The 17434-nt window shown below is 60.1% G+C and carries 19 protein-coding genes; 10 read left to right on the top strand and 9 right to left on the bottom strand.

Annotated elements, in window-relative coordinates:
* Positions 1-38: 38 nt before the first annotated feature.
* Entirely contained in the window at positions 39-1079 is a 1041-nt protein-coding gene (locus NL64_RS22130; RefSeq protein WP_034150182.1) for a patatin-like phospholipase family protein, read from the bottom strand.
* A gap of 221 nt (positions 1080-1300) precedes the next feature.
* On the opposite strand from NL64_RS22130, the gene NL64_RS22125 reads away from it, so the two are divergent.
* The 3 genes from NL64_RS22125 to NL64_RS22115 all read left to right on the top strand — a co-directional run bounded on the left by NL64_RS22125 (position 1301) and on the right by NL64_RS22115 (position 3431).
* Positions 1301-1579: a hypothetical protein gene (locus NL64_RS22125; RefSeq protein WP_034150181.1), complete on the top strand. Its 279-nt coding sequence runs from the start codon at positions 1301-1303 to the stop codon at positions 1577-1579.
* A 120-nt stretch (positions 1580-1699) separates the two neighbouring features.
* Complete coding sequence (locus NL64_RS22120; protein ID WP_034150180.1) at positions 1700-2458, top strand: CHAD domain-containing protein; 759 nt, start codon at positions 1700-1702, stop codon at positions 2456-2458.
* Between the two features lie 175 nt (positions 2459-2633).
* On the top strand, positions 2634-3431 hold the full coding sequence (locus tag NL64_RS22115; RefSeq protein WP_034150179.1) for an acyl-CoA thioesterase: 798 nt from the start codon (positions 2634-2636) through the stop codon (positions 3429-3431).
* Here the strand turns inward: NL64_RS22115 and NL64_RS22110 are convergent, their stop codons facing one another.
* The 3 genes from NL64_RS22110 to NL64_RS22100 form a co-directional block, all read right to left on the bottom strand.
* Positions 3432-3797 carry a terminase gene (locus NL64_RS22110; protein WP_034150178.1) on the bottom strand — a complete coding sequence of 122 codons (366 nt, stop codon included), beginning with the start codon at positions 3795-3797 and terminating at the stop codon, positions 3432-3434.
* A 169-nt stretch (positions 3798-3966) separates the two neighbouring features.
* Positions 3967-5448, bottom strand: coding sequence for a methyl-accepting chemotaxis protein (locus NL64_RS22105; protein ID WP_034150177.1), 1482 nt, complete (start codon positions 5446-5448; stop codon positions 3967-3969).
* Between the two features lie 205 nt (positions 5449-5653).
* On the bottom strand, positions 5654-6463 hold the full coding sequence (locus tag NL64_RS22100; protein ID WP_034150176.1) for a TatD family hydrolase: 810 nt from the start codon (positions 6461-6463) through the stop codon (positions 5654-5656).
* 236 nt (positions 6464-6699) lie between these two features.
* On the opposite strand from NL64_RS22100, the gene NL64_RS22095 reads away from it, so the two are divergent.
* The 3 genes from NL64_RS22095 (at position 6700) to NL64_RS22085 (ending at position 9218) form a co-directional block, all read left to right on the top strand.
* Positions 6700-8181: a transglycosylase SLT domain-containing protein gene (locus NL64_RS22095; RefSeq protein ID WP_437176931.1), complete on the top strand. Its 1482-nt coding sequence runs from the start codon at positions 6700-6702 to the stop codon at positions 8179-8181.
* 44 nt (positions 8182-8225) lie between these two features.
* Complete coding sequence (locus NL64_RS22090; protein ID WP_034150175.1) at positions 8226-8660, top strand: DoxX family protein; 435 nt, start codon at positions 8226-8228, stop codon at positions 8658-8660.
* A 249-nt stretch (positions 8661-8909) separates the two neighbouring features.
* A complete protein-coding gene (locus tag NL64_RS22085) occupies positions 8910-9218 on the top strand; it encodes a hypothetical protein (protein WP_034150174.1) in 309 nt (102 codons plus the stop codon).
* Positions 9219-9221: 3 nt separating this feature from the next.
* On the opposite strand, the gene greB is transcribed toward NL64_RS22085, so the two are convergent.
* Genes greB through NL64_RS22070 form a run of 3 tightly spaced genes read right to left on the bottom strand, consistent with a single transcriptional unit; the run spans position 9222 to position 12941 of the window.
* Complete coding sequence (greB, locus tag NL64_RS22080) at positions 9222-9719, bottom strand: transcription elongation factor GreB (RefSeq protein WP_034150173.1); 498 nt, start codon at positions 9717-9719, stop codon at positions 9222-9224.
* Positions 9720-9753: 34 nt separating this feature from the next.
* Positions 9754-12258, bottom strand: coding sequence for an ABC transporter permease (locus NL64_RS22075; RefSeq protein WP_034150172.1), 2505 nt, complete (start codon positions 12256-12258; stop codon positions 9754-9756).
* The gene (locus NL64_RS22070; RefSeq protein ID WP_034150171.1) at positions 12258-12941 is read right to left on the bottom strand and encodes an ABC transporter ATP-binding protein; all 684 of its coding nucleotides are present in this window, start codon (positions 12939-12941) and stop codon (positions 12258-12260) included. Before NL64_RS22070 ends, NL64_RS22075 begins: the two co-directional genes overlap by 1 nt.
* Before the next feature lie 10 nt (positions 12942-12951).
* Here NL64_RS22070 and NL64_RS22065 point away from each other — a divergent pair, with 10 nt between their 5' ends.
* The 3 genes from NL64_RS22065 (at position 12952) to NL64_RS22055 (ending at position 14981) form a co-directional block, all read left to right on the top strand.
* On the top strand, positions 12952-13557 hold the full coding sequence (locus NL64_RS22065) for an arylesterase (RefSeq protein ID WP_034150170.1): 606 nt from the start codon (positions 12952-12954) through the stop codon (positions 13555-13557).
* Between the two features lie 56 nt (positions 13558-13613).
* The gene (locus NL64_RS22060; protein ID WP_003226812.1) at positions 13614-13907 is read left to right on the top strand and encodes a hypothetical protein; all 294 of its coding nucleotides are present in this window, start codon (positions 13614-13616) and stop codon (positions 13905-13907) included.
* Positions 13908-14009: 102 nt separating this feature from the next.
* Entirely contained in the window at positions 14010-14981 is a 972-nt protein-coding gene (locus NL64_RS22055; RefSeq protein ID WP_034150169.1) for a L,D-transpeptidase family protein, read from the top strand.
* Between the two features lie 124 nt (positions 14982-15105).
* Here the strand turns inward: NL64_RS22055 and oprI are convergent, their stop codons facing one another.
* On the bottom strand, positions 15106-15357 hold the full coding sequence (gene oprI / locus NL64_RS22050; protein WP_003199355.1) for an outer membrane lipoprotei OprI: 252 nt from the start codon (positions 15355-15357) through the stop codon (positions 15106-15108).
* A gap of 638 nt (positions 15358-15995) precedes the next feature.
* Here oprI and NL64_RS22045 point away from each other — a divergent pair.
* The gene (locus NL64_RS22045; RefSeq protein WP_020800382.1) at positions 15996-16283 is read left to right on the top strand and encodes a GNAT family N-acetyltransferase; all 288 of its coding nucleotides are present in this window, start codon (positions 15996-15998) and stop codon (positions 16281-16283) included.
* A 72-nt stretch (positions 16284-16355) separates the two neighbouring features.
* Here the strand turns inward: NL64_RS22045 and NL64_RS22040 are convergent, their stop codons facing one another.
* Positions 16356-17432, bottom strand: a complete 1077-nt coding sequence (locus NL64_RS22040) for a 3-deoxy-7-phosphoheptulonate synthase (RefSeq protein ID WP_034150168.1) — start codon at positions 17430-17432, stop codon at positions 16356-16358.
* Positions 17433-17434: the final 2 nt, after the last annotated feature.

The raw sequence follows: 17434 nt of genomic DNA, 5'->3' as shown, positions 1-17434 counted from the left end.
CTTGCCAGCGATGAGGCCCTCTCTTGCACCCGAGAATCTCAGGAATCCCGCTCGCTCTCGTACCGATCCAGCGTATCCCGCGCAATCTCCCGTCCCAGCGCGATCAATTCCGGCGCCTTGTAAAACTCGAAAAACCGGCACACCCGCTTCGGCACGTTGATCAGAATATCTGGCGGATACCCGGCAATCTTGTACTGCGCCAACGAGGTCTGCATCACCTCGAAACTCTGGTTGATTAAGTCCAGTAATGACGCCGGCCCGACGTTATCGATAATGAACGAACCGGTGGCTGACTTCGGCGCGCCCTCGCGTTCAGGAGCGGCTGCCGGTTGTTGCGCCTCGGGTTCGGCGGATTCGATCCAGGGGTTGATCTCGGCCGCGTCTGCCAGCAACGCTTCCTGTTCCAACCGCAGCAACTGTTCGGCCTGAGTGCGCCGGAATGGCATTTTCGAGCCGAGGGAGTTGATCAGGCTGTTGAAACGGCTTTTAAACGCCGCGGGGCGCTGGATCACCGGTAACTGGTAGTGACGCTGGTTGGTGGAGTTGAGGTTGACCGCGATGATCAAATCGCAATGGCTCGACACCACCGGCACGATTGGCAGCGGGTTGAGAATGCCGCCGTCCACCAGCATTCGATTGCCCTGCATCACCGGGGTAAACAGGCTGGGAATTGCCGCCGAGGCGCGCATTGCCTGATGCAGGCAACCTTCCTGGAACCAGATTTCCTGCTGGTTGGTCAGGTCGGTGGCCACCGCCGTGTAGGGAATGCGCAGGTCTTCGATATTGATTTCGCCGACAATCTTGCGGATCTGCCCGAAGACTTTTTCCCCGCGAATCGCCCCGAGGCGAAAACTGACGTCCACCAGGCGCAACACGTCGAGGTAATCCAGGCTCTCGATCCAGTCGCGATAATCGTTGAGTTTGCCGGCGGCATAGATCCCGCCGACCACTGCACCCATCGAGCAACCGGCGATGCAGGCAATGTCGTAGCCGCGCCGTTCGATCTCCTCAATCACTCCAATATGGGCATAACCACGGGCTCCACCTGAGCCCAGCACCAGTGCGACACGCTTCTTCATGAATCGCCCTCGTTTGAATGGTTCAACAATGCACCCATCGAGGGGCGTGCTTCAATCGTTAAGGTCGTTCGGCGATTGGGTTGCGTCGTTTTTTCGATACTCCATGGTGGCAGAAGAATATTCTCGCGGGCGCTATAGTTGCGCTGGCGATGGACGGCACTTTTCCCGTGCCAGACCGTCCTACCTGCACGAATGTTTGACCTATCTTTGAGGTGTGAGTGATGAAAGCTTGGATCTGTGTGCCATTGATTGCCCTGGCACTTGCCGGTTGTGCCGGTAAAACCGCTTACCGTGACAGTTGCGGCAGCAACCTGGACGCCGCGTGGCATGAACTGGACCTGGCCAAGGCGGAAGGTTTTGCCGGGACCGTCAGCTACTCCAAGGCCCTGTCGCTGCTGACCGCGGCCAAGACCCAGCAGCAGTTTGAAGGATTCGAAGGCTGCACCAAGAAAGCCGAGAAGGCACGTTTCTATATTCGTGAGTCTCGCGCAGGGCGCTAACTGAACTGTAGGCGCCGGCCTGCCGGCGATTGGCCCTCGAATATCCCGCGACCCTGAGATCGCTATCGCTGGCAAGCCAGCTCCTACAGGGTTGGAAGTGTTGTTTACGGAGTAAACGCCATGATCGACCGCTTGGTAGCTCACGTCCTGGGCCTGGAAGTTCGTCTGTTGGCCTGTCAGGCGCGTTTGAACGCCCGTACCGACCCTGAAGCGTTGCACGACCTGCGCACTACGGTTCGCCGCATGCGCAGCCTGCTGCGGCCATTGCGCGGCTTGCCCGGTGTTGAACAGCTGGAAGCGGCGGCGTCTCATGTCGGTGATCTGACCACGCCGTTGCGCGATCGCGAAGTGCTGGCGGCGTACTTGCTCGAGCACGATCAACCCGAAGCGGCACAGCGGCGCATGGCGCAGATGGCCGAAGCTTATCCGGCGGTGGCGGCGAGTACCGAGCTTGCGCAATTGTTGTTGATCTGCGACGCGTTCCCGCGGTTCCTGCGGGCCGCTCAGCGTCAGGGACTGCTCAAGGGGCTGCGCAAGCAAATCGAGAAGCGCCTGGCCAAGCAATGGAAGAAACTTGATGAAGCCCTGCACGACCCGGCCCACGACCGTCATCGTTTGCGCTTGCTGATCAAGCGTGTGCGCTATGGCATCGAGGCCTACCCCGAGCTCGATCGCCTGCCGAAACCGGCGCTGCCAAGGCTCAAAGCGGCGCAAGGCGCCTTGGGCGATTGGCACGACTGCTGGCAATGGCTGGCCATCGCCGAACACGAAGCGGATCTGCAGCCCTGCATCGCCGCCTGGAAAACCACCATGGCCGAAGCCGAACAACGCGCCGACCGTGTCCTCGACAAACTCATCAAGGCTTGCTTCAAGTCCTGAACCCACCGCGATCCCTGTAGGAGCTGCCGAAGGCTGCGATCTTTTGATCTTCGCCGCAGCCATCGGCAGCTCCTACACGGCTCATCTGTCAGTCAATTTGGCCGGAATAATCACTGTGCCAACCTCGCGGGCTGGTTAAGATCCTTTCATTCATATTTCTGCCCTTGAGGTTTTCATGCGCTTTTCCGATCTGCTAGACGCCGTCCGCCGCCAGCCCTTGGAATTGTCTATCCCGGCCGGATGGGCGCAGGGGCGCGCCAGTTTCGGTGGCCTGGTGGCCGCCTTGCAGTACGAAGCCATGCGCGCGAAGGTGCCGGCGGATCGTCTGGTGCGTTCGCTGGCGGTCACATTCGTGGGGCCGGTCGAGCCAGAAGTACCGGTCAGTTTTGAAGTCGATGTGTTGCGCGAAGGCAAGGCTGTCAGCCAGGTGCTGGGTCGAGCGATGCAGAAGGGTCAGGTGGTGACGTTGATCCAGGGCAGCTTCGGCGCCTCGCGTCCTTCGGAAGTGGCCGTGACGGCTGAGCCAGCCCCCGAAATGAAGCACTGGGACGACTGCCAGGAATTGCCGTACATCAAGGGTGTGACGCCGGAATTCATGCGGCATCTGGCGATGCGCTGGAGCGTCGGTGGTCTGCCGTTCACCGGCAATACATCACGGCAGATGGGCGGCTGGGTACGTTTGCGCGGTGATGTGAAGGAAGAAGCGCTCAGCGAGTCGCACATCCTGGCGCTGGTAGACGCCTGGCCGCCGGCGCTGATGCCGTTTCTGAAGAAACCGGCGATGGGCAGCACGCTGACCTGGACCATCGAATTCGTCCAGCCGTTGCTCGAACTGAGCACGCTGGACTGGTGCAAATACCTCGTCGAAACCGAGCACGCCGCCGACGGCTATGGCCATGCGGCGGCGAAGTTGTGGGATGCGCAAGGTCGCTTGATTGCCATGAGTCGGCAGACGGTGACGGTGTTCGCCTGATCAGTGACGACGGTGGCGCTCACGCCAGGCGCGCCACCAGCCACCGCTGAGAAAGAACCGTGGAAAAGTCAGGAACTGTTCGACCAACAGGCGTGACACCGCATCTTTACGATCGGTGAACGGCTCCGAGGCCTGCACCTCCAGGCTGTGGCCATGACGTTGCAAGCCCAACGCGGCCAGCACGCCGATCACACCGATAGCGATACTGGCGAACTTCAGGCCGAACACGCCGGTAACAATCAACAGAAACGCGACGATGAACAGCGGCACGGCAATCAAGTGCAACACCAGATTGGTCGGGTGTTGGTGATTGTTCGGGTAGGCACGCCATTGCCAGGCGGGAAGGTTGGGGTGACGTTTACCCATGATGCTAATCCTCGATCCATGTTGAACACATTGATTGAAGAATAGGCCCGGCCGAGGCGGGCGGCGAATCAAGGTTGGCTATCAGCGCAATAGATCTGATGGGCAGAAAAGATCGCACGGCAGCAACGCGATCCCTGTAGGAGCTGCCGCAGGCTGCGATCTTTTGACGCTAAAGCTTCAATTGCCCGATGGCCTTGCTCAACTCGCCAGCCAATGCTGCCAATTCATTACTGGTCGTCGCCGAACTCACGGTCTGCCGCACGGTGTTCTCGGTCACATCACGAATGCTCACCACCGCCCGGTTCATCTCTTCCGCCACTTGGCTCTGCTGCTCGGCCGCCACCGCAATCTGCGTGTTGCTTTCACGCATCTGTGCCACCGCGCCGGTGATTTCCGTGAGCGCCACGCCAGCCTCTTGCGCCTGCTGCACGCAGTCGTCGGCCTTAAATGAACTCTCCTGCATGAAATCCACGGCGTCCCGCGTACCGGCCTGCAATGCGGCGACCATCACGGTGATTTCGTCAGTGGACGTCTGTACGCGCTTGGCCAGGTTACGCACTTCATCGGCGACCACGGCAAAGCCGCGCCCCATTTCACCGGCCCGGGCCGCTTCAATCGCGGCGTTCAGCGCCAACAGATTGGTCTGTTCGGCAATGCTGTGAATCACACTGACCACACCGTTGATCTTCTGGCTGTCTTCGGCCAGACGCTGAATCATCTCGGCCGTCTGCTGCACCCCGGTGGACAAACCGGCAATCGACTTCTGCACCCGCATCACCACTGCCTGCCCGCTGCCGGCCAGGGTGTCGGCGGATTGCGAGAGGTCGCGGGTGGCGCCAGCGTGCTGGGCGATGTGATGGACGGTGGCGGTCATTTCGTTGATCGCGGTGGCTGCCTGATCGGTTTCGCTCTGTTGGCCGAGCATGCCGTGGCGCACTTCGTTCATGCTCGATGCCAGCCGTGCGGCGCCGTCATCCAGTTGGCGGGCGGTGCTGGCGACGGTGTTGACCACGCGTTGATACCCGGCCTGCATGGCGTTGAAGGCGTTCGCCATCTGCCCGACCTCATCGCTGCATGTCAGCGGCACCCGGGCTGACAGGTCGCCGCTTCGCTCGACGTGGAGCATCACGTCTTTCAAGGTGTTGAGCTGACTGAGCAGGAAGCGGATCAGCAATTGTGAAGCGCCAAGCATCGCCAGCATCAGAATGAACACTGCCGCCGCATAATGGGTGAAACGTTCGCCGAACACTTGGCTGAGGCTTGGGCCATGGGCAATGACCGCGACCTGCTGGCCGTCCGCGCGAGTGAACACCTCGGCCCCCAGCAGCAGGTTGTCACCGAATAACGGCATTGGATTGATATCGACCCAGCCCTTTGCATCGCTGAGTTCCAGGATCGACTGCCCATTCAGCGACGGTGCGTGCCCGCGACTGAATGTCAGCACGTTATCGACTTGGGGCAGCGGCTGCCCGGCAGGCCAGGCGCTGAGCAATTTAGCCTGGGCCTGGGCGGATAGCTGGGCGGCATGGCTGCGGGCCTGTTGTTCGAGCTGTACGGCGAACAGCACCAAAAGCAGTGTGGTCACGAAGGCGACGGCATTCACCGCCCAGAATTTGTACTTAAGCGAGATATTGCTAAGCCAGGCACCCATGGAGGTCTTCTCTGATAGCGGAAACAGCATTGGCAAGGTGCCAGCATCTTGCCGCTATTCAGAAAGCCAAATCTTGATATGGATCAACAGGCAACCCATCAACCTGTGGGAGCGGGCTTGCCCGCGATAGCGATGTATCAGGCGCTGACGATGTTGGCTGACACTACGCCATCGCGGGCAAGCCCGCTCCCACAGGGATTCATGGTTACTGAGGAATTATGGGCAATCCATAAAACGCCCGTGCACACGCGGTGGTGTGCGCCGCCAGATCTTCCTCGCTCTCCCCGCGATGCAGCGCCACTTCGCGCAATACTTCGGTCAAAAACGCCGGCTCATTACGACCATTCTTCGGCTTGGGCCGCAGGCTGCGCGGCAGCAAGTACGGCGCATCGCTTTCCAGCATCAGGCGGCCGCGTTTGATTTCCTTGACCAGCGGATGCAAATGGGTGCCCCGGCGCTCGTCGCAGATCCAGCCAGTAATGCCGATGTGCAAATCCATGTCGAGGTAACTGAACAGTGCTTTCTGTTCACCGGTGAAACAGTGCACCACCGCTGCGGGCAACTGGTCTCGGTAGTCGCGAAGGATGTCCAGCAAGCGCTGACTGGCATCGCGCTCATGCAGGAACACCGGCATTTGCAACTCGACCGCCAGTGCCAAATGTTCTTCGAGGACTTTTTCCTGCTGCGGGCGCGGCGAGAAATCGCGATTGAAATCCAGCCCGCATTCACCCACGGCCACCACGTTCGGCTCCTTGAGCAAACTGCGCAGACGTCGTGCGCTGTCGGCGTTCCAGTCGCTGGCCGCGTGGGGGTGAATGCCGGCGGTGGAGAACAGCCGTTGAGCGCTTTCATCCAGTTGCTGGCACAACTCCAGCGCCTGTTCGCTGCTCTCGACATGGGTGCCGGTGAGCACTAATTGGCAGACCCCGGCGGCGTAGGCACGGTCGAGTATCGCCTGGTGCTTGTCGGCAAAACTGGGGTTGGTCAGGTTGACGCCGATATCGATGAGTTGCATGGTGCTACCTCGGACCAAAGGCCGGAAAGCATATCAGAGCTGTAGATTTATAAGAAAAACCAAGAACTACAACGAGTTATGGCTGTCTCTTGAGGCCGCGGGACAGGGCAGGGTGGTTAATGTGCCATCACTGTGCCAGTCTTTCGCACTTTGCAGGCGCTTCAAGCGCTCTGTTTCTGTCGATTGATTTCATGAACGCAATCATGTGATCGACCCGAATTCTTTCCGGAGAGTGGATGATTCGTCCCTCGGTTTTGCTACTGCTGTGTTGTTCGCTGCTGCTGCCGATGTCGGCGGTCGCGCGTCTGCCCGGGCCGCTGCAAGCCGTGCCGGCGAGCAAGGTGCGCGACCTGACGGAAATTCGCAGCAGCCGCGTGCTGCGGGTGTTGGTCAACCAGAGCCGTAACAGTTCTGGCGAAGTCCAGGGCCAGGCCATCGGTGTCGAGTACCACCGCTTGCGCGCCTTCGAGCAATACCTCAACGGCCACGCCCGTGACGGTCAGGAAATTTCCCTCAAGATCATTCCCAAAGCCAAGGATCAATTGCTCGGCGCGTTGCAACGCGGCGAGGGTGATCTGGTGGCGCCAGGAGAATTGCTGGATCTGCGAGCGGGCTATGCCGTCAGCACCAGTGAACCGATTGCCAGCGACATTCCGTTGGTCCTGGTGGGCATCAAAGGCGAGCGTCGTTATACCCGCCTCGAACAGCTGTCGGGAAAAACCCTGGCGCTACCCACCGGCAGCGCCGCCGGGGATGCCGTCAGCCAGATCAATCAAAAACTCGCCCTGCACAAACTGCCGCCCGTGACGGTGGAGTGGGTCGACCCAAGCCTGGCGGTCGAGGACGTGTTGGAGATGGTCCAGGGCGGGATTTTCCACCTGACCATCGTCGAACAACCGATCGCCGAGCGCTGGGGCAAGATCCTGCCCAAGTTGCGTATCGATCGACAGGTGCTGATCAGTGAGCCGGGCGAGGAATTCTGGTTCGTGCGTCGCGATGCCTCAATGCTGCGCGCCAGTATCGACCGCTTTCTAACCACCTACAAAAAACCGTCGGATCAGGACGTCGCCTTCCTGCGGATCTATCGGCGTCTCTATCAAGTGCACTATCCATTGGCAAAAGCCGATCGACAGCGTCTGGAAAAGCTTCGGCCGGTTCTGCAGAAACACGCCGACGCCCAAGGCATGGACTGGCTGAACCTGGCAGCGCTGGCGTTCAAGGAGTCCGGGCTGCAATCCACCGCCCGAGGTAATGGCGGGCCGACCGGCCTGATGCAGATCACCCCGTCAGCGGCGCAGCGAGTAGGGGTCAACAACATTCAGGAGCTGGATGCGAACGTGCAGGCCGGGGCCAAGTACCTGGCGATGATTCGCCGCAAATTCTTCGCCAGTCCGAAACTCAACGAGCGCGAGCGCATGGCGTTCGTGCTGGCGGCCTACAACATTGGGCCGGAGCGGGTTCAAGGAATGCGTGCCGAGGCACGGCGGCGGGGCTTGAATCCCAATCAGTGGTTTTTTCAGGTCGAGCGCATTGCCATGGAGCAGGTGGGAATGGGACCTGTCAGCTATGTTAATAGCGTGAACAAGTACTATTTGGCGTTCGATCGGGAGCGAGAGTCGTTGGAGCCCCAGGGCAAAAGGTTGCTCTGCGGAAGTGATCGAATAAACAGATGTGTTATAGCGGTTTTTTGCGCTTTAAATATTATGTTTACTGATTAATATGGCGACCAATCCCAACACACTCTCACAATGGATGACACAGCATGAGCTCACTGATCAACAAGGTTCTGTTTACCCGCGCTGGCTACGGCCTGACCGTTCTGCGAATTTTCGTCGGTGTCATTTTCGCTGCCCACGGTTCGCAGAAACTATTCGGGGCGTTCGGTGGCTATGGTCTGGCTGGCACCGCGCAGTACATGGAAAGCATCGGCCTGGCGCCGGGCTACCTGATGGCGACGCTGGCGGGCGGCACCGAATTCTTCGCCGGCCTGGCATTGATCATTGGCTTGCTGGTTCGTCCGGCGGCATTGGGCCTGACCTTCCTGTCGCTGGTGGCGATCTTCTCGGTGCATATCAGCAACGGTTTGTTCATGGCCAACAACGGTTATGAGTTCGCCTTGGCTCTGCTGGGTGGCAGCATCGCGGTACTGATCGAAGGCGCCGGCAAGCTGTCGGCCGACCGCGCCATCGCTGGCTGACCGCTCTGGCTCAACGAAAAGGCCCGCATTACGCGGGCCTTTTTTGTTGCGCGTCATTCTTGACACTGTCCGGTCAGCTTCTCTAGGATGCTGCTCATGCGCCGATTTAAACAGCTACTTGCGGGGCGCCAGGTGACTCATCCAGTTGCCGATAGAAGCTTGGAAACAGGCTTTGAAATACCGCTAAAGCGCTGGTTCGGTGTTGCCTCTCACCTGCCATGCAGACTTTTGAGGCAGAGACACGACACGATGAATGCACTAAGCCCCGTTGTACGCCCCGCGCCGATCACGGCACATCTCACCCAGCGCAATCCCAAAATCCTGCTTGGCGGTAAACACCAGCCGACGCTCTTGCGCTACCTCGATGGCTGGCCACGTCGTACCGGTGGGCCGGCAGCGTTCCTGATCCAGTTCGTCGAAGACGGTGAGTCCCTGGCGCGCTTTGCCAGCGACAGTTTCGACCTGGCGGTGATTCAATCGCCCAGCTTCGAAGACGCCCCGGAAATGATCAAGCAACTGACCCGCGTTGCCCGACAAGGGCTGATCACCCGCCGTTAAGGCCTAGGGGTAGTCGATCGCCACGATATACACGCATTGCTCGCCGGTTGGCGTCTGGACCCGAACTTCGGCGTCCAGTGCCTTGCCGATCAAGGCGCGCGCCAGTGGCGAGTCAATGCTGATCAGGCCCTGTTTCAAATCCAGTTCATCCGGCCCGACGATGCGATAGCGCGACTCTTTGCCGTCCTCATCCTCGATGGTGACCCAGGCGCCGAAATACACTTTGTTCGGGTCGCTGGGTTTTTCGCTGACCACCTTGAGGGCTTCCAGGCGTTTGGTGAGAAAACGCACGCGACTGTCGATTTCGCGCAGCATCTTTTTGCCGTAGGTGTACTCGGCGTTTTCCGAGCGATCACCCTGGGCCGCCGCCTCGCTGACCGACTGCGTCACTTGCGGTCGGCGCACATGCCAGAGCTCGTGAAATTCGGCGCGCATCCGCGCTTCACCTTCGGGGGTGATCAGCGCGGTGCCGGCGGTGCGGGGAGGGCGATAACGGCTCATGGCGACTTCTTGGGATTGAGAAGGGTTGAGTCTATCAACCCTCGCGCAACACTGTCAGCGGGCTGGCGTTCAAGGCACGACGGGTGCCGAACACGCCGGCGCCGCCGATCAGCACCGCGCCGATCAGTGGCAGCACCAACAGCCATGGATGCGGATGCCAGGGCAGGTCAAAGGCGTAGCGGTAAAGCACCAGGCTCACCACTTCCGAGCCCAGCGCCGCCAACAATCCACTGACCGCGCCCAGCAGGCCAAACTCGATCCGGCGTGCCTTGACCAGCAATTGCCGTTCCGCTCCCAACGCCCGCAGCAGCGCACCCTGGCGGATGCGTTCATCGAGCGTCGCTTGCAGGCCGGAGAACAGCACCGCCATTCCCGCCGCCAACACAAACAACAACACGTACTCCACTGCCAGTGTGACCTGGGCGAGGATGCTGCGCAGCTGCTCCAGCAAGGCCTCGACTTGCAGAATTGTCACCGCCGGAAACGACCGGGACAGATCGACGATCTGCTGATCATGACCCGCCGACAGATAGAAGCTGGTGAGGTAAGTCGCCGGCAGATCCTTCAGGGTGCCGGGCTGGAAAATCATGAAGAAATTCGGCTGAAAGTTGTCCCAGTTGATCTCCCGCAGACTGGTGACTTTCGCCTCGCGATTGACCCCGCCGACGGTAAACACCAAGTGGTCGCCGAGCTTGAGCTTCAGGCTTTCAGCGACTTTGCCTTCAACCGACACACCGGGGATTTCATCCGGTGGCTGCTCCGGCCACCAGTTGCCTGCGGTGATCTGGTTACCCGCTGGCAGGTCCGCTGCCCAGGTCAGGCTCAAATCGCGCTGGATCGCCCGATCACCCGCCGACTCTTTGCTGACGATTTGCTGCACCGGTTCGCCGTTGATGCTGATCAACCGTCCCGGCACCACCGGGTACAGCGGAGCTGATTGCGCCGACAGTTCCATCAGGCGATCTGCAAAGGCCTGTTTGTCCGCCGGAAGGATGTTCAGCGCGAAATAGTTCGGCGCGTTCTTCGGTAACTGGTTCTGCCAGGTGTCCAGCAACTCACCGCGAAGCAAGGCGATCAACGCCATCGACAACAGGATCAAGCCGAATGCCAATGACTGTCCCGCGGCGGCCAATGGATGGCGCAGCAGTTGACCCAACCCCAGGCGCCACGGCAGGGAGGCGCGGGCGAGCATGCGCCGCAGGCTTTTCAGCAGCAGCAAGAGCAAACCGCCGAGCACCAGCGCCGCGATCACGCCGCCGCCGAGCAGGGCGAAGGTCAGCAGCAGGTCCAGGCTCAGGCGCCACATGATCAATCCGAGGGCGCCCAACGCTGCGCCGTAGACCATCCATGTACTGGAAGGGATAGGCAGCATGTCCCGGCGTAAAACGCGCAACGGTGGAACTCGACCCAGCGCCGCCAGTGGCGGCAAGGCAAAACCGGCCAATGCCACCAGCCCGGTGCCGATCCCGGCGATGGCTGGAAACAGTCCGCCCGGTGGTACATCGGTCGGCAGCAAATCGTGAAGCAAGGCAAACAGCCCAAGCTGCGCCAACCAGCCGATGACCGCGCCGCTGAGGCTGGCGAGCAGGCCGAGCACGGTCAGCTGCAAACTGAACAGCACCATGGTTTCCCGGCGCGACAGACCCAGGCAACGCAACAGCGCACTGGCATCGAAGCGGCGAGTGGCGAAACGCGTCGCCGACAGCGCCACCGCGACACCGGCCAGCAACACCGCCACCAGACTGGCCATGTTCAAGTAACGCTCGGCCTTGCCCAGCGCGCCGCCAATCTGCCGGTTGCCGTCGCGGGCGTCCTGGATGCGCTGGTTGGCGGCCAGACCGGGTTTGATCAGTTGGCGATAGGTTTCCAGCGCCTCGGCCTTGCCGCGCCAGAGTTCGCGGTAACTGACGCGACTGCCAGGTTGCACCACGCCGGTCGACGCGAGGTCGTCGAGGTTGATCAGCACCCGGGGCGTCAGGCTGTAGAAGTTGCCGGCACGGTCGGGTTCGTAGGTCAGCACCCGCGCCAGTGTCAGGGTTTTCATGCCGACATCGATGTTGTCGCCGATCTTCAGATTCAGCGCCGTCAGCAAGCGTGCTTCGACCCAGGCTTCACCGGGTTTCGGTCCGCCTCCGGGCACTTCCGTGGCGAATGGGGCTGGGGCGCTTTTCAGTTCGCCGCGCAACGGGTAGACACTATCGGCCGCCTTGATGCTGGACAGCTGGATGCCGTTGTCCGTGGCGATGACACTGGAGAACTCCACCACTTGCGCGTGTTCGAGTCCCAGCTCGGTGCCGCTTTTGATCTGTTCGGGTCGTGCCGGTGAACTGCCTTCGAGCAGCAGGTCGGCGCCGAGAAACTCGGTGGCGCGCAGCATCATGGCGCCGTTCAGGCGGGCGCCGAAGTAGCCGATGGCGGTACTCGCGGCCACGGCGACCAGCAAGGCGAAAAACAACACACGCAACTCACCGGCGCGGGCGTCGCGCAGCAGTTGGCGGATGGCGAGGCTGAACAGGCGTAACAGCGGCAGGCGTGCCATCAAGGCTCCAGAGGGGCGACCAGCAGGCCGGCTTCAAGGCGGATCAGGCGCCGGCAGCGATGCGCCAGGCGTTCATCGTGGGTCACCAGCACCAAAGTCGTGCCGCGTTCCTTGTTGAGTTCGAACAGCAGGTCACTGATGCGCTCGCCGGTGTGGCTATCGAGGTTGCCGGTCGGTTCGTCGGCGAACAGCACGTCGGGCTCGGCGGCAAACGCGCGGGCAATTGCCACACGCTGCTGTTCGCCGCCGGAGAGCTGGCGTGGCGAATGAGTCAAGCGTTGGCCCAGGCCGACCCGTTGAAGCAACTCGGTGGCGCGTCCTCGGGCATCTTTGCGGCCATCGAGTTCCAGCGGCAGCATGACGTTTTCAAGGGCGTTGAGACTGTCGAGCAGCTGAAAAGACTGAAAGACGAAACCCACATGCTCGGCACGAATGCGCGCGCGCTGGTCTTCATCGAGGTTGCTCAGGCCTTGCCCGGCGAGGGTGACTTCGCCGCTGCTCGGCAGGTCGAGGCCGGCCAGCAGGCCGAGGAGGGTGGATTTGCCGGAACCGGAAGCGCCGACGATGGCCAGGCTGTCGCCCTTGTTCAGTTCCAGGCTGAGTTCGTGCAGGATAGTCAGTTCACCTTCCGCGCTGGGGACCACTTTGCTGAGGTTCTTCGCGGTGAGAATGCTTGCGCCCATGGAGAATCCGATGCGTGTGTGGTTTTTGAGTGCTGGCCTGGCCTTGATGTGCATGGCCCAGAACGCAGCGGCGGGTACAGTCCTGATCGTTGGCGATAGTATCAGCGCCGGTTTCGGCCTGGATACCCGCTTGGGGTGGGTGTCGTTGCTTGAACAACGGCTCAAGCACGAAGGTTTCGACGATAAGGTGGTCAATGCGTCCATCAGCGGCGACACCAGTGCCGGAGGCCAGGCGCGGCTGCCGGCGCTGCTTGCAGAGCATAAGCCGGAGCTGGTCATCCTTGAGTTGGGTGGCAACGATGGACTGCGCGGACTGCTGCCAACGCAATTGCAACAAAATCTTGCTTCGATGATCGACAACGCTCAGGCCAGTGGCGCCAAGGTGCTGCTACTCGGCATGCAGTTACCGCCCAATTATGGCGTGCGATACACCAAGGCCTTCGCTGACGTTTACAGCAATCTGGCGAGCGACAGGAAAATCCCGCTGGTGCCGTTTTTTCTCGAAGGCGTGGGCGGTCATCCGGACTTGATGCAGGCCGATGGCATACACCCGGCGGCCGGGGCTCAGGACAAGTTACTGGATAATGTCTGGCCTACCTTAAAACCGCTGTTATGACTCTTTTCTAGGCGCGGGCTTTCGGCTAAGGTGGCGCCCCCGATTTGGAGCCCCCGATGCCGCGTCCCGCCTGGTCACTATTTGCCTATCAACTGATCGAGCCTGACGAACAGCTGGATCTGTTCGCCTGCCAGGAAGTGCGGGTGCATCTGGTGACGCGTCAGCTGGAACTGGGTGGCTCGGCCGACCGGACCTTGTGCGGCAGCCTGTTGCCGGCACAGCCTCGCTGGTCGAGCGTCGATCGCCGGGTGTTCCAGGACCAGCGCCTGTGCTCCCTGTGCCGGGCCATTCTCGAGTCGCAAAAACGCGGCACATCGCCGATCTGGCCGGAACTGCGTTTCGAGCTTTAAGGGCCAAAGATAGCAAGCTATCGGCCAACTCCCCGAAATTCCAGGCGGCGGTGTACAATCCCGCGCCTATACCCTCTGTTGATCATGCGAAGGATTTTCCGGATGTTGCCGCGCTTTCCTGCCGTCACCCGCTGCCTGACACTTGCCGCCCTCTGTGTAGCAGGTCCCGCCGCAGCATTGGAGCTGCCCCTGCCACCGCCCGGTGAAGACATCGTCGGCCAGGTGCAAGTCATCAAGGCCAAGTACGAAGATACCTTCGCTGACCTTGGTACTGCCTACGACCTGGGCTATACGGAGATGGTCGCGGCCAACCCTGGCATCGACGCCTGGTTGCCGGGTGCCGGTACCGAAATCATTCTGCCGACCCGTTTCATCCTGCCGCCGGGCCCGCGTGAAGGCATCGTGATCAACCTGGCTGAATACCGTCTCTACTACTACCCGAAAGGCAAGAATGTGGTCTACACATTCCCGCTGGGTATCGGTCGTGAGGGTTGGGGCTCGCCAATCGCCCACACCACCATCACTGCAAAAACGCCTAACCCGACCTGGACCCCTCCAGCGTCGATCAAGGCAGAGCACGCCGCCGACGGTGACCCGTTGCCGAATGTGGTGCCGGCCGGCCCGGATAACCCGCTGGGGCCGTTCAAATTCAATCTGGGCACGCCTGGCTACCTGATCCACGGCTCGAACAAGAAGTTCGGCATCGGCATGCGTACCAGCCACGGCTGCTTCCGGATGTTCAACAACAACGTGCTGGAAATGGCGAGCATGGTGCCGGTCGGTACGTCGGTGCGGATCATCAACGACCCGTACAAGTTCGGCGTGAGTGGCGGCAAGGTCTATCTGGAGGCGCATACGCCGCTGGACGATAACGGCAACCCGTCGGTGGTCGACAAGCACACCGCCGTGATCAATGCGATGCTCAAGCGTGAAGACATCACTAACAACCTGCGCATGAACTGGGATGTGGTGCGTGACGTTGTCGCTGCCGAAGATGGTTTGCCGGTGGAAATCGCCGTGCCGAATACTTCGACGTCGATGGTCACGAGCGCACCGATCGATCCGCTGCAGTAATGCTTGAAAAGAACCCGCCGAAGCTGACCGCTTCGGCGGGTTTTTTATGGCCAGGACAAAACCCCAGGCAATAAAAAAGCCGACCCAAAAAATGGGTCGGCTTGATAACAATCCCGAAGGATTATTACTTGCGGCTAGCTTTGTCCAGCATGCGCAGAGCACGCTCGTTAGCTTCGTCAGCAGTCTGTTGTGCTTTTTGAGCAGCAGCCAGAGCTTCATCAGCTTTACGGTAAGCTTCGTCTGCACGAGCCTGGGAGCGAGCAGCTGCGTCTTCAGTAGCGGTCAGACGTGCTTCGGTTTCTTTCGATGCGCTGCTGCAACCGGTAGCCAGAACTGCGGCCAGAGCCAGAGCAGAGAATTTCAGAACGTTGTTCATCGTGTTCCCCTTCAAGGACTTTCCATTAATTAGCTATCTCCTCAGAGTGAGGAATTAGCCGGCGTACATACTACCCATTACTTGTCGTAAGTAAACTGACGTAAAGCAAGAAGCAAAAAAAATTGTAGGCGTTGATTCTTTTTCGAGCAACTTTTAACTGCGTTGTTTAAAAAATATCCAGCTACAAGGCCCGATCTGAGCGAGCCGCCAAGGAAAAGTTCCCCACGCTAGAAGCTCTTTTTTCCAGCCTTGGCTAAGTCCGCCTAGATGGATTCGTCTACACTTTTGTTCGGATTTTGCGCGATGCCTCTCATATCTTTCTCCATGTTCTGGTGACTTTAAGATAGAGCGCTCGTCTTAAGTCTCAACATCCGGCAATGTTCAGGCTATCGACCTCGAGGAATCTTCGGTCGACGCCGTTCCTGCGTGCCCCGGAGCAGCACCCGCCAACCTGCGTGATGACGAGCGTACCTTGAGCATTTTTGCCAATGGTGCCTACTATTTGTACGTGCTCGGTTGCGCGAGATTGGTGCAGCTCTTCTCGGTGTCGATTCAGGCACGGGGTGGCGTAGATGTTCCTTCGCCGGAAAAACATCGGTAAGGTAGGGGTCGGAATCCAAGACCCGCGAGGAGTAGTGATGAGCGAGGCGTTGTCCATCCACCATGACCAGGCTGGTCATCAGTTCGAGACCAATGTGGACGGTCATCGTGCCTACCTGACTTATATGGATCTGGGAAAACAGACCCTGGATATCTATCGCACGTTTGTACCCAACGCACTGCGTGGTCGTGGCATTGCCGCGGCACTGACAGAGCAGGCGCTGCAGTATGCCGAGGAAATGGGTTACACCGTGATTCCATCGTGCTCCTACGTCGAGCGCTACATGGAGCGTCACCAGCGGCACGCCGCCAAGCTGAGCCAGTGACCTTCAATAAAACGAACGCATAAAAAAACGCCGGGTTTAGCCCGGCGTTTTTTTGTCTGGCGAAACGCGCGATCAGGTGCGAGCGCGTTTCGGCAGCACTTCCTTGAGCTTGGCATGCATGCTGCGCAAGGTGTTCTCAGTGGCAGTCCAGTCGATGCAGGCATCGGTGATCGACACGCCGTATTGCAGGTCGGCGAGGTCCTTCGGGATCGCCTGGCAGCCCCAGTTCAGGTGACTTTCAACCATCAGGCCGATGATCGACTGGTTGCCTTCGAGGATCTGGTTGGCGACGTTCTCCATCACCAGCGGTTGCAGGGCCGGATCCTTGTTGGAGTTGGCGTGGCTGCAATCGACCATGATGTTGGGCTTGATCTTGGCTTTGTTCAGCGCCTGCTCGCACAGGGCAACGCTGACCGAATCGTAGTTCGGTTTGCCGTTGCCACCGCGCAGCACGACGTGACCGTACGCATTGCCCTTGGTGGTGACGATCGACACGCCACCTTCCTGGTTGATGCCGAGGAAGCGGTGCGGGCTGGAAACCGATTGCAGGGCGTTGATCGCGACGGTCAGGCCGCCGTCGGTGCCGTTCTTGAAGCCGACCGCCGAGGACAGGCCGGACGCCATTTCACGGTGAGTCTGGGATTCGGTGGTGCGCGCGCCGATGGCCGACCAGCTGATCAGGTCCTGCAGATATTGCGGGGAGATCGGGTCGAGGGCTTCGGTGGCGGTGGGCAGGCCCATTTCGGCCAGGTCCAGCAGCAACTGACGACCGATGTGCAGACCGTCCTGGATCTTGAACGAGTCGTCCAGGTACGGGTCGTTGATCAAGCCTTTCCAGCCGACCGTGGTGCGCGGCTTCTCGAAGTACACGCGCATGACCAGATACAAGGTATCGGACACTTCCGCGGCGAGAACCTTCAGGCGCTCGGCGTATTCGTGCGCGGCCTTGATGTCGTGGATCGAGCAAGGCCCGATCACCACGAACAGGCGATGGTCGTTGCCATCGAGGATGTTGCGAATGACTTCGCGGCCCTTGGTGACGGTGCGCAGGGCAGCGTCGCTCAGCGGGATATCGCGCTTGAGCTGGTCGGGAGTGATCAGCGTCTCGTTGGAGGCGACGTTTAGGTCGTTGATCGGTAAATCAGCCATCG

Origin of the sequence: Pseudomonas fluorescens (assembly GCF_000802965.1) — a bacterium.
In the GTDB taxonomy this organism is placed as follows: domain Bacteria; phylum Pseudomonadota; class Gammaproteobacteria; order Pseudomonadales; family Pseudomonadaceae; genus Aquipseudomonas; species Aquipseudomonas fluorescens_A.
This window is presented reverse-complemented; position numbering and strand designations above follow the sequence as displayed.

Bases quoted from the DNA above. Each gene is read 5' to 3' on its own strand.
- NL64_RS22125 (WP_034150181.1), top strand. From the start codon at position 1,301: ATGAAAGCTTGGATCTGTGTGCCATTGATTGCCCTGGCACTTGCCGGT.
- NL64_RS22115 (WP_034150179.1), top strand. From the start codon at position 2,634: ATGCGCTTTTCCGATCTGCTAGACGCCGTCCGCCGCCAGCCCTTGGAA.
- NL64_RS22100 (WP_034150176.1), bottom strand. From the start codon at position 6,463: ATGCAACTCATCGATATCGGCGTCAACCTGACCAACCCCAGTTTTGCC.
- NL64_RS22095 (WP_437176931.1), top strand. From the start codon at position 6,700: ATGATTCGTCCCTCGGTTTTGCTACTGCTGTGTTGTTCGCTGCTGCTG.
- NL64_RS22060 (WP_003226812.1), top strand. From the start codon at position 13,614: ATGCCGCGTCCCGCCTGGTCACTATTTGCCTATCAACTGATCGAGCCT.
- NL64_RS22070 (WP_034150171.1), bottom strand. From the start codon at position 12,941: ATGGGCGCAAGCATTCTCACCGCGAAGAACCTCAGCAAAGTGGTCCCC.
- NL64_RS22040 (WP_034150168.1), bottom strand. From the start codon at position 17,432: ATGGCTGATTTACCGATCAACGACCTAAACGTCGCCTCCAACGAGACG.
- NL64_RS22055 (WP_034150169.1), top strand. From the start codon at position 14,010: ATGTTGCCGCGCTTTCCTGCCGTCACCCGCTGCCTGACACTTGCCGCC.
- NL64_RS22110 (WP_034150178.1), bottom strand. From the start codon at position 3,797: ATGGGTAAACGTCACCCCAACCTTCCCGCCTGGCAATGGCGTGCCTAC.
- NL64_RS22105 (WP_034150177.1), bottom strand. From the start codon at position 5,448: ATGGGTGCCTGGCTTAGCAATATCTCGCTTAAGTACAAATTCTGGGCG.
- NL64_RS22120 (WP_034150180.1), top strand. From the start codon at position 1,700: ATGATCGACCGCTTGGTAGCTCACGTCCTGGGCCTGGAAGTTCGTCTG.
- NL64_RS22090 (WP_034150175.1), top strand. From the start codon at position 8,226: ATGAGCTCACTGATCAACAAGGTTCTGTTTACCCGCGCTGGCTACGGC.
- NL64_RS22045 (WP_020800382.1), top strand. From the start codon at position 15,996: ATGAGCGAGGCGTTGTCCATCCACCATGACCAGGCTGGTCATCAGTTC.
- NL64_RS22085 (WP_034150174.1), top strand. From the start codon at position 8,910: ATGAATGCACTAAGCCCCGTTGTACGCCCCGCGCCGATCACGGCACAT.
- NL64_RS22075 (WP_034150172.1), bottom strand. From the start codon at position 12,258: ATGGCACGCCTGCCGCTGTTACGCCTGTTCAGCCTCGCCATCCGCCAA.
- NL64_RS22065 (WP_034150170.1), top strand. From the start codon at position 12,952: ATGCGTGTGTGGTTTTTGAGTGCTGGCCTGGCCTTGATGTGCATGGCC.
- oprI (WP_003199355.1), bottom strand. From the start codon at position 15,357: ATGAACAACGTTCTGAAATTCTCTGCTCTGGCTCTGGCCGCAGTTCTG.
- NL64_RS22130 (WP_034150182.1), bottom strand. From the start codon at position 1,079: ATGAAGAAGCGTGTCGCACTGGTGCTGGGCTCAGGTGGAGCCCGTGGT.
- greB (WP_034150173.1), bottom strand. From the start codon at position 9,719: ATGAGCCGTTATCGCCCTCCCCGCACCGCCGGCACCGCGCTGATCACC.